The 9,764-nt window shown below is 67.0% G+C and carries 9 protein-coding genes; 5 read left to right on the forward strand and 4 right to left on the reverse strand.

Translation table 11 applies throughout. The features are described from left to right. Positions 1 to 11: 11 nt before the first annotated feature. Positions 12 to 1,706 (reverse strand): ABC transporter substrate-binding protein, encoded by a 1,695-nt coding sequence (locus VGC47_04660; GenBank protein HEX9854584.1) that lies wholly within the window; start codon positions 1,704 to 1,706, stop codon positions 12 to 14. A 200-nt stretch (positions 1,707 to 1,906) separates the two neighbouring features. On the opposite strand from VGC47_04660, the gene VGC47_04665 reads away from it, so the two are divergent. Then, positions 1,907 to 2,899, forward strand: coding sequence for a Gfo/Idh/MocA family oxidoreductase (locus VGC47_04665; protein ID HEX9854585.1), 993 nt, complete (start codon positions 1,907 to 1,909; stop codon positions 2,897 to 2,899). A gap of 7 nt (positions 2,900 to 2,906) precedes the next feature. On the opposite strand, the gene VGC47_04670 is transcribed toward VGC47_04665, so the two are convergent. Further along, positions 2,907 to 3,713: a GntR family transcriptional regulator gene (locus VGC47_04670; GenBank protein HEX9854586.1), complete on the reverse strand. Its 807-nt coding sequence runs from the start codon at positions 3,711 to 3,713 to the stop codon at positions 2,907 to 2,909. A 121-nt stretch (positions 3,714 to 3,834) separates the two neighbouring features. Here VGC47_04670 and VGC47_04675 point away from each other — a divergent pair, with 121 nt between their 5' ends. Continuing rightward, the gene (locus VGC47_04675) at positions 3,835 to 4,131 is read left to right on the forward strand and encodes a Dabb family protein (GenBank protein HEX9854587.1); all 297 of its coding nucleotides are present in this window, start codon (positions 3,835 to 3,837) and stop codon (positions 4,129 to 4,131) included. Positions 4,132 to 4,177: 46 nt separating this feature from the next. On the opposite strand, the gene VGC47_04680 is transcribed toward VGC47_04675, so the two are convergent. Then, a complete protein-coding gene (locus VGC47_04680) occupies positions 4,178 to 5,341 on the reverse strand; it encodes a cutinase family protein (protein HEX9854588.1) in 1,164 nt (387 codons plus the stop codon). A gap of 350 nt (positions 5,342 to 5,691) precedes the next feature. On the opposite strand from VGC47_04680, the gene VGC47_04685 reads away from it, so the two are divergent. After that, on the forward strand, positions 5,692 to 6,495 hold the full coding sequence (locus tag VGC47_04685; GenBank protein HEX9854589.1) for a GNAT family N-acetyltransferase: 804 nt from the start codon (positions 5,692 to 5,694) through the stop codon (positions 6,493 to 6,495). 87 nt (positions 6,496 to 6,582) lie between these two features. Here VGC47_04685 and VGC47_04690 read toward each other — a convergent pair whose 3' ends face one another. Then, the gene (locus tag VGC47_04690; protein ID HEX9854590.1) at positions 6,583 to 6,798 is read right to left on the reverse strand and encodes a hypothetical protein; all 216 of its coding nucleotides are present in this window, start codon (positions 6,796 to 6,798) and stop codon (positions 6,583 to 6,585) included. Between the two features lie 818 nt (positions 6,799 to 7,616). Between VGC47_04690 and VGC47_04695 the strand changes: the two genes are divergently transcribed. Then, positions 7,617 to 8,798: an OsmC family peroxiredoxin gene (locus VGC47_04695; protein HEX9854591.1), complete on the forward strand. Its 1,182-nt coding sequence runs from the start codon at positions 7,617 to 7,619 to the stop codon at positions 8,796 to 8,798. A gap of 154 nt (positions 8,799 to 8,952) precedes the next feature. Further along, positions 8,953 to 9,764 (forward strand): alpha/beta hydrolase (locus VGC47_04700; GenBank protein HEX9854592.1); only part of this gene is annotated, 812 nt, incomplete at its 3' end.

The raw sequence follows: 9,764 nt of genomic DNA on the forward strand, positions 1-9,764 counted from the left end.
CACCCACCGGATCACGACGCAGGTTGCGCGGTCTCGAGGCTCATGCCGACCTGGGACAGCACCGCGTTCGGCGACCAGGATCCGACATTGTTGCCGATGCCCCACACGGCGTTGTAGTTGAGCACTGTTGGCGAGACGTACAACGACGAAATCAACTCGCCCAATTCTTGCGCATAGGCGACCCGGGCGTCACCGGACAGTGCTCGCAGGGCGCTCTGACGTTCATGGATGTCGGGGACATGCCCTTCGCCCTCAGGACCGAGCATGGCCTCGCCGTTCGCCTGATCCCAGTGGTACTTCCCCAGGGTGGTCTCGTCGCTGAAGGCGGGAGGACGGCGGTGGATCTTCATGGCGCCGTAGATGTCCTCGGCGAGCGGCGGCCTGGCCGACATCTCCTCCATCGTTGCCAGGTCGATCGGGATGATCTCGGTCGTGACTCCGATCTCGTCCCAGTACGCCGCGAAGACCTCGGCGAGGAGGTCCCCCGAGACCCCCGACAGCGGCTGGGCGAACACCCGGAGGGTGAAGCCGTCGGCGTAGCCGGCCTCGGCCAGCAGCTCGCGGGCCCGGTCGGGATCGTAGAGCGTTTGGTCGAGGTCCCAGTCCTCATACTCGATGCCCTGGACGCCGGGGAGGATCGTTGCCGGCAGGCTGCCGGGCACCGCGACGGCGCGGCCGTCGAACAGCGTGTCGACCACTTCCTGGCGGTCGATCGCCAGAGAGAGCGCCTCGCGCACCTGGACGTTGGCGAGGGCGCCGACTTCGTCCTCGGAGAACCAGGTTCCCATGTTCATCAGGGTGATCTGGCCTCCGAACCGCTCCTCGACCGTCACGTCTTCGAGAGCGTCGATGTCGTTGGCGGTCTCGATCGAGATCGCCGCGATGTCGATCTCGTCGTTGCGCAGCATGGCTTCACGAGTTGCCGCTTCGGGGATCAGCAGCACCTGGAGCTCGTCGAAGCCGGGCACCGGTCGGAACGGATGCGAGTCCAGCGCAGTGAACGTGAACTCGTCACCGGGGGCGTAGGACTGGAACTGCCACGGACCGGAGCCGATGGGATTCTCGTTGAACTCGTTCCAACCCACCTCTTCGATGTAGTTCTTGGGCAGCACCAGGTTGGCGCTCACCTCGAGTGGCGAGAAGAACGGAATCAGGGCGTCGGCCGCGAAGACCGTCGTGACGTGGACCGTGTACTCGTCGACCAGCTCGATGTCGTCCGGGCTTTCCACGAGGTTCGGCCAGCGGGGATTGGTGGCAGTCTGAACGAGCTCTTCATCCATCCACGACTTCAACGTGAAGACGACGTCCTCGGCCGTGAGAGGATCGCCGTTGTGGAACTCGATGCCCTCTCGGATGTGGAGCGTCACGCCGAGGCCGTCCTCATCGATGTCCCAGGAATCTGCGACGCCGGGAAGCGACCCTCCGTCGACGTCGATCATGACGATGGGATCGAAGATGAGCACGCTCAGGTCGAGGGACGTGACGCCGTCCATGATGAGCGGGTTCAGGTTCTCCTCGGCGAAGTTGGGAAGGGCGACCCTGAGCACCTCACCGCGTGCGGGGCCCTCGTCCGGGCTCGTGGTCTCGGTGGTCTGCCCACCGCCCGGTGCGGCCGTCGTGTCGGTGCCCTCGTCGCTGTCTCCACACGCCGCCACCACCAGGAGCAGGGCGACTACCAGACCGGTGATTCCACGGAATCGATACATCTCTCACTCCCATCGATGAGATCAGCCCAATCCTCATCCTATCATACGAACATCCGAGCCTGACAACGGGACCGTGCTTGCCAGCGCGGACGCGCTGGCGCTTCGCCCGTCGCAGCGAGCGGCCCCGGGATCGATGTTGGCTCGCGTCGCCACCTCTCCATCGACAGGTATGGTGATGGGATGACAGGATATGAAACAACGTGACAGCCGACGGAGTCCACCTTGGGTCGATCGGGCTCGGCTGGTGGGGCGGGGTGCTCGCCAGTGCGACGCAGAAGCTGAACGGGGTTCGTGTCACCGGGTGCTTCGCCAGGAACCGGGAACGCCGCCAGGAGTTCGCCTCGAAGCATGGCTGCGAGCCGGCCGGCTCCCTCGACGCCCTGCTCTCTTCCGACATCGACGGCGTGCTGATCGCCACCCCTCACACGACGCACGCCGATCTCGTCGTCGCTGCGGCCAGGGCGGGCAAGCACGTCTTCGTCGACAAGCCGCTGACGCTCACCACCGATGAAGCCGATCGGGCGATCGAGGCGGCTCGCAAGGCCGGGGTGGTGCTCCAGGTCGGCCACAACCGCCGGCGCCAACCCGCCAACCGGAGGATCAAGGAGCTGATCGAGAGCGATTCGCTCGGCCAGGTGCTCGAGCTCGGTGCGGTGCACGATGCGCCGCTGCTGTTCAACCCGGCGTTGGCGGAGTGGCGCAGGAGGCTCGACGAGACGCCCGCAGGCGGCATGTCGGCTCTCGGGGTCCACCAGATCGACACATTCCATTACCTGGCCGGGCCGATCGCCCGGGTGGTGGCGCTCAGCAAACGATCGCTCCCGCAGGGCGAGGTGGACGATGTCACGTCGATCCTGCTCGAATTCGTGTCCGGCGCCGTCGGCACGCTGTCCACGTCGCAAGCGACGGGGCCTGCCGTGGATGTTGCGGTGTTCGGCACCGATGCGATTGCCCGAAACACGGGCGACGGTGCCCGCCTGACGATTCAGCGCCGCGGGACCACGGACCAGGAGGATCTCGAAATCGCGCAAATCGACACCGTGGCGGACGAGCTCGACGAGTTCGCCCGCTCGATCGACGGTCAGGCCACGCCGGAGACGGGCGGAGTGGAGGCGCGCGCCGCGGTGGCGGTCCTCGAAGCGATCGTCGCCAGCGCAGCCGAACGCCGCTGGGTCGACGTCGACCACGGCTGAGCAAGCGTCAGCGCGACGATTCTGCGGCGAGCGTCGACAGGCTGCGGTTGCGGAGCACCTCGGGGTTCCTATGGAGCGAGGCCGCGAAGAAGAAGTTCTCTGGGCGCACGACGGTGCGCACGAAGCCGGCGAGCCGTTTGCCCGACTCGATCGTGCTGAGCTGGGCGAGCGGTGACCCGGGCGGGACCGAGAGCACCTCGGCTTCGAACTCGGACGCCTCGACGATCTCGATCTGCAATTCGGCCGTGGTCAGCTCCAGTTGGTACTTGGTGGCGAGCTGGTTGAGGATTCCTGGGCCGCCGGGCTCGAACTCCGGGGGGGCGCCGACCGACAGCGTCCCTTGGATCCGGAGATAGAGCTGGCTGAGCGAGACCGTCGTGTCACCCGATGCGTGTGTCAGGGAGATCTCCCAGATGTCCTCGCGCGCCGCCATGTCGAGGAGGCGGCCGATGTAGCCGCCGACCGGCACTCGCCCGGCGCTGATCACGCGGCCGAGCCGATACGTCTCGGCACGAGGTGAGAACCAGTCCCCGGCGGCAGAGACGGCGTGGTACGAGACCTTCGGGCGGGTCACGATCGTGCCCTTGCCCTTGATGCGCAGCACGCGCCCCTCACCTTCGAGGATGTCCAGGGTCTTCCTCGTCACCGAGCGGCTGACACCGAACATCTCAGTGAGAGCCCCCTCGGCCGGGATCAGCTCGCCGACACCCCAGGTGCCGCGCTCGATCTCCTCTCGAAGGATCTCCGCCAGCTGGTGGTAGTACGGGAGCGGGCTGTTGAAGTCGATGCGACGCATGTCGCTTGGCGTGTGCACGCTGTGTCTCCTCCTCGCTCGCCTCAGTCACGTATCGGCTCTATCACAGCATTGTACCAGCGGACCCGCAGATGATATCCTCGCGTGCTAGGACACCAAGTCATTGCGGGAGGAGTACGGGTTGATCCGCCACGTTGCCATGTTCAAGTGGAGAGAAGGCGTCACGGACGACGAGAAGGTCGCCGCCCGCAACTCTCTCGCCGCCCTTCAGAACGAGGTTCCGACCATCATGAGGTACACCGTCGGCTTCGACATCGGGCGCAAACCCGCCAACTGGGATATGGTCCTCGTCGGCGATTTCGAGGATCGCGAGGCGCTCGAGGCCTACTTCGCCCACCCCACCATGAATGCGGCCTCCGACCTCGTCGCTTCGGTCACCCAGCGAGAGATCACGGCGAGGGTCCAGTTCGAGCTCTGAAACGAACCGGCACTGCGCCGGAGTACGCTGCTACCGGCCGCGGTGCCTAGTCGGACGACTCGCAGCTACTGCTTATCGTGTCGCTGCCCGCACCACCGATGCAAGAGTCCGTGCCACCCTGGCCATTCAACACGTCGGCGCCGCCCTGGCCCTTCAGCGTGTCGTCACCTGCTCCACCACGAATGACGTCGCCTCCCGTGCCCCCTTCGACCGTGTCGGGACCCGACCCGCTCCAAACGCGGTCACTTCCTGAGCCGGCGTTGATCGTGTCGGCGCCCCCGTGGCTGCAGATCTTGTCCTTGCCTCCGAAGGTCTTGATGTTGTCGCTTCCGCCCCGGGCGTAGACGACGTCACCACCCGAGGTCCCTCGGATACGGTCCTTCTTGGCGGTGCCTACGTGCGAGGCTCGGTCACTGTTGCACCGCGGCACCGCGGTGAGGTCGTCGACGGTCCAGTCGAGCACGTCGTCGGCGGCCATCCCGAGGATCGGGTTCTCGTAGTTGGCGTGGCCGAAGCCGGTCGAGGTGCACACGATGTCGAGCGGCTTGCAGATCGCAATCGTTCGATCGGCCACCCAGTCCGGGACGGGGAGGTCCCAGATCGACCGCAAGATGCCGGCGGACCCGGCCGGGGGATCTCCGTACTCGGTACCGGCCTCGCCCTGCTCGAAGACGGGGCTGGCCACGAGCACGACGGCATCGATCCGCTGGTTTGGCTCCATCTCGGTGAGAGCCAGGGTCACTGCGTTGGCGCCCTGTGAGAACCCGGCGAGCACGAACCTCGTCTTCGTTCCACAGCGTTCGGTGATGGCGTCGATCTTCTCCTGGACGTCGTCGGAGCCCTCGGCGACGCTGTCGAAATAGGGACCGATGATGGAGAACGCTCCGAGCGCCGGATAGTCGACGCCGACGGGCGCCGATCTCGCGAGACGCTTGCTTCCGGGGATCGCATGATCGTGGATGCGAGCTGCAAAGAGCCTGTAGAGCCGCTCGATCTGATCGCCCATGTTGAGAGGACCGGCGGCATCGTCGTTCTGACCAGAACCACGTGCCCCGATGAAGAAGACCTCCGCACAACCGTTGGCGGAATCCAGGGTCCATTCCTGCTGTGCATTGGGAGACTGACCTTCGTTCCAGATCGCTTCCGCGGTCGAGGCGAGCGCGACGACCATGCCAAATACGAGGCCGAGGACGAGGACGATTCTCCGCATACTGCGAGGGTAGACGGACGAGCACCGCCTTTGCTTGGGCCGAGAACCTCGAAACGACGTGGAGCACCTCTCATGCCTCATCGACGTGTCCGGCTGCTCCTTTCTGAGCAACCACCACGCCCGCAATCCGGAGAACACCACAGGCGGGCGCGGAGACCGGGTGGAGCCGATGGATCCCTCGGAAGCGACGGGTCGGCCTCGCATTGAGGTCTGCGACGCACAGTGCCGCCGCCGACTGCCTGCTCTCTTCGGCAGCTCGAGGCCCGGCGGCTCGGGTGCCGGCCGGCAGCACGTCTCCCGATCGGCGGGGCGTCTCGTAGAGTCTGGGCCCGCCGCCTGTGGTTGCGGCGATGCCGTACGAGTCGCCTGGCAGGGAGGCTGCGATGTGGATGGAGTGCTTCGCCGAGGACGCCCGGATCGAGGGTGACGACGCCGACACCATCGAGGAACGGTTCTTGACCCACGCCCGCGAGAGTCACGACTGGTCGTATCCCGAGCAGGCGCTCCGCAACTACGCCCGCAACTTCGCCGAGGCGACCGAGCGTCTCACCGGGTCCACAGAGCGACTCCCCGCCATCGGCGAGGTCACGGTTCATCCCGTGACCGAGGACCGGATCGACGACTGGCTCGGGTTCTTCGACCACGACGCCTTCGCAGGCAACCCGTCGTGGGCGTCGTGCTACTGCCTCGAGCCCCACGCCCCGGCCACCGACGACGAGCCGGAGCGCCCCTGGCGCGATATCCGCGCGACGATGGTCGAGCGACTCCGCACCGGCACGACGTTCGGGTACCTCGCCTATGTCGACGGGAGGCCCGCTGGGTGGGTGAACGCCTCGCCCCGCTCCGAGTATGGCCTCTACCGCGACGTCGATCCCGACGGCCCCGACCCTGCATCGGTCGTCGGTTTGTCGTGCTTCCTCATCGCCCCGCCATACCGTCGCCACGGCATCGCCGCCGCACTCCTCGACCGGGCGATCGCCGATGCAGCCGACCGGGGTGCCGACTCGATCGAGGGATATCCGAGGAACGCGAGCGAGGCAGATGACGACGCCGGCCACTTCCGCGGTCCGAGATCCCTGTACGACGCCCGGGGATTCGACCCTGTCGAGGTGCGCGAGCGCGACACCGTGATGCGAAGGGCCGTGTCGAGCTGACACTCCCGCCTGCGCATTTCACCCGTCGATGATCGAATCAGGCTGCGGAAGGTCGGCGGCCGCATGTCCAGACAGCCAGGCTGGGGCTCAGCCGGCTCCCGAGGTGCCGGCCAGGATCTCCGTGCTCATGACTTCGATGGTCAGTGCAGTCCCGCGCTGGTCGGCAGCCGAGAACGCCTCCGGGTCGAGCTTTTCACTCAGCTCAGCCAGGACCCCGCGAGCAACCTCGCTCACCGAGGTGCTCTCCGCCAGAAGGGACCGCTCGCTCGCCGGGTCGGCGAGGACGCTCGTCAGAATCGTCACAGCCTCCTCCGGGTTCCCGATCGCGGCCCGCGCCTGGGGCTGCGACCATCTCGTGCTGGTGGTCTGTCGCGGGATTGATGACCACGGGCCGCGGCTGTCCCGGTTTGCGGCGTGGGCCACGCGGAGGTCCGGTCTGCCAGGTGCCCCCTCGGCTCGTGTCGCAGGGCGACCGCTCGCCGGTCCCCCGCCGAGCGGGAGACAGCGTGTGTGGCCGTCCGTACGGTTGGCAGGCTTCTACGCAATCCCCCGGTCTCCGGGGGATCGACGAGCGCCGCAGGCCGAGTCGAGGGGGTCCGGCAGTGTCTGGCGGCCAAGTGCCCCCTCGGCTCGGGTCGCAGGGCGACCGCTCGCCGGTCCCCCGCCGAGCGGGAGACAGCGTTTGTGTGGCCGTCCGTGCGGTTGGCAGGTGTGTCCCTCGGTTCAGCTTCTTACGCTCATCCCCCGGTCTCCGGGGGATCGACGAGCGCCGCAGGCCGAGTCGAGGGGGCCGGGCAGTGTGTGGCGTCCCCGGTTTGCGGCGTCGGCCCGACGGTCCAGAGCCGAGGTCACGAGGACGACGCACCACTAGCGGTCCACGCCCCAGGCGACCTCGTGCTACTCGAGGCTCCGCGTCCTCCCGATGAGCAAGCCCCTCCCAGGGGTTGCCTACAGTCTGGTGGACAGTTGACGTGACGGGCGCTTCAGTCTCGGTCGACAACGATCACGGAAATCCGACGCCTGACCCGCCGACGGGGCGCGGCGGGGAGGTGGTGGCGATCCGGCAAGTCGACCGGCCACTACGGCTGGCCGAGGCGCTACTCGATGAGGGGTAGCAACACATGAGCGACAACGTCCTTGGCAGAGACGACCGTCCCCGCTTCTTCCTTGCTGGGAACGCGTCCGACCTCGCTCTCGAGCTGCCTGAACCGAGACACGATGTCGCCGTCCGTACCTTGGGGCGATCGCTCGCCGGGATGCAGAAGGAGGCACTGGTGGTGTCGAGCGCCACCGGCGCCGTCTGGAGGCTGGTGAGCGATGAGGGCCCCTACCTCAACGGTCACGACGAGGCACCGTTCCCGCTTGCGTTCCTGAGCGCCGGCATGGCGGCTTCCTACGTCACCGAGATCACCGAGCTGGCGCGTCAGCGCGGCATGCGGATCGGCGCGCTTCGCCTCACTCAGGACAACTACTACACGATGGAAGGGTCGGCCATCCAGGGGACCATGGTGGGGGGAGCACTGCCTCCTGAGTTGCAGGTCGAGATCGAAGCCGACGGCGACCGCGACATCCGCAGCCTGTGCGCCGACGCCGTCGATGCCTCGCCGCTCAACGGCCTACTCCGTGGCTCCAACACGAGCCGTTTCACGTTGACCCACAACGGAGAGGCGATCCCACCGGGAAGAGTCGCCCCGCTCGGTTCGCCGGCCTTGCCGGACCTCGCCGACTGGTTCGAGAAGGTCACGGTGGGTGGTCCCGACGCTGCCGACCAACTGGTGCTCCGCAGCGACCCGGCTGATCGGCACGACGGCGACGGAGGCCGCGGCTCGAGCCTGCAGGCCGAACAGCGACGGACCCTCCACGTCCGGGCGACCTGCGTCATCCGCGACGACGGCGTCAAGGACATCGAGATCACCCTGTTCAAGCCGACCGGTTCGAGCTTTCGCTTCCTGTCGGAGGAGCCGTCGCACGGTCAGCCCGGCCGAGCACCCGATGCCGCCACGCTCATCTCTGCCGGGATCGGGTTCTGTTTCATGACCCAGTTCGGGCGCTACGCGGCGATCACCAAGAAGCGGCTCGATCACTATCGGATCGTCCAGGACACACACTTCTCGCTCGGTGGGGCTTCCGGCCGGGCCGGAACGGCGGGCCGGGCCGATCCCGTCGACACCCACGTGTATGTCGACACTCCCGAGGACGAGGAGTTCTCGCGCAGGCTGCTGGAGATGGGTGAGCAGACCTGCTTCCTGCATGCACTGTGCCGAACCGACCTCGAGCCGCGGCTGACAGTGGTGGCCGGCTAGTCCCGAGGTCGACCAAGCAGCGCCGCGCCACCGCGACTCGTCGCCCACCCCGGCTCGACGACTGACCCCACCCCGAGACCATCGCACGCGCTGGAGGCGAGGTCCTTCGTCCCCTTCCGATAGTCTCCGGACCGTGCCCTTGGGAAGGAGCTGAGTGATCCCCTCGAGCGCCGAGCATCCGGATTCCTTCCATGTTCGTTCCGCTGATGGCACGCCACTCGCAGTATGGGTCGACGGTGACGGTCCTCCCATCGTCTTGGTGCACGGCTCCTTCGGAGATCACACGGCGTGGACGGTGCCGGTGGAGGAGCTCCGGAAGCACTTCACGACGTTCGCCATCGACCGACGCGGGTTCGGCGGCAGCGGCGACCGCCAGAGTTACTCGATCGAGCGTGACTTCGAGGACGTGGCGTCCGTTGTCGACGCCATCGCCACCCGGAAGGCAGCACCCGTTGCAGTGTGGGGCCACTCCTACGGAGCGAACTGCGCCATGGGTGGGGCAAGCATCTCCTCCAACGTCCATGGCCTCGTCCTCTACGAACCGAGCCTTGGGCTCACCTATCCGGCCGGCGCCATCGAGGCCGTTGAAGCGGCCCTGGCGGCAGGCGATCGGGAGAGCGCAATCGTTCGAGTGCTCCTCGATGTGCTCGAGATGTCACCCGAGGAGATCGACGCATTGCGATCGGGCCCACGCTGGCCGAATCTCGTGGCAGGCGCTCACACGGCGCCCCGGGAATGCCGAGCAGAGGAGACCTGGGTCTACGAGGCCGGCCGGTTCGATGCGATCAGCGCACCGACCTTGTTGCTCTCCGGCAGCGAGAGCCCCGAGCCGGTCATCGAAGCGACCCGGCGAGCGGCCCAAGCGATTCCCGGTGCCCGGGTTCACGTGCTCGAAGGCCACGGCCATTTCGCGCACCGCACCGACCCGACGATGGTCGTCTCGATCATCCGAGCGTTCCTGTCGGC

Source organism: Acidimicrobiia bacterium (genome assembly GCA_036396535.1).
Lineage (GTDB): Bacteria > Actinomycetota > Acidimicrobiia > Spongiisociales > UBA5794 > DASWKR01.

Bases quoted from the DNA above. Each gene is read 5' to 3' on its own strand.
- VGC47_04660 (HEX9854584.1), bottom strand. From the start codon at position 1,706: ATGTATCGATTCCGTGGAATCACCGGTCTGGTAGTCGCCCTGCTCCTG.
- VGC47_04680 (HEX9854588.1), bottom strand. From the start codon at position 5,341: ATGCGGAGAATCGTCCTCGTCCTCGGCCTCGTATTTGGCATGGTCGTC.
- VGC47_04685 (HEX9854589.1), top strand. From the start codon at position 5,692: ATGCCGTACGAGTCGCCTGGCAGGGAGGCTGCGATGTGGATGGAGTGC.
- VGC47_04695 (HEX9854591.1), top strand. From the start codon at position 7,617: ATGAGCGACAACGTCCTTGGCAGAGACGACCGTCCCCGCTTCTTCCTT.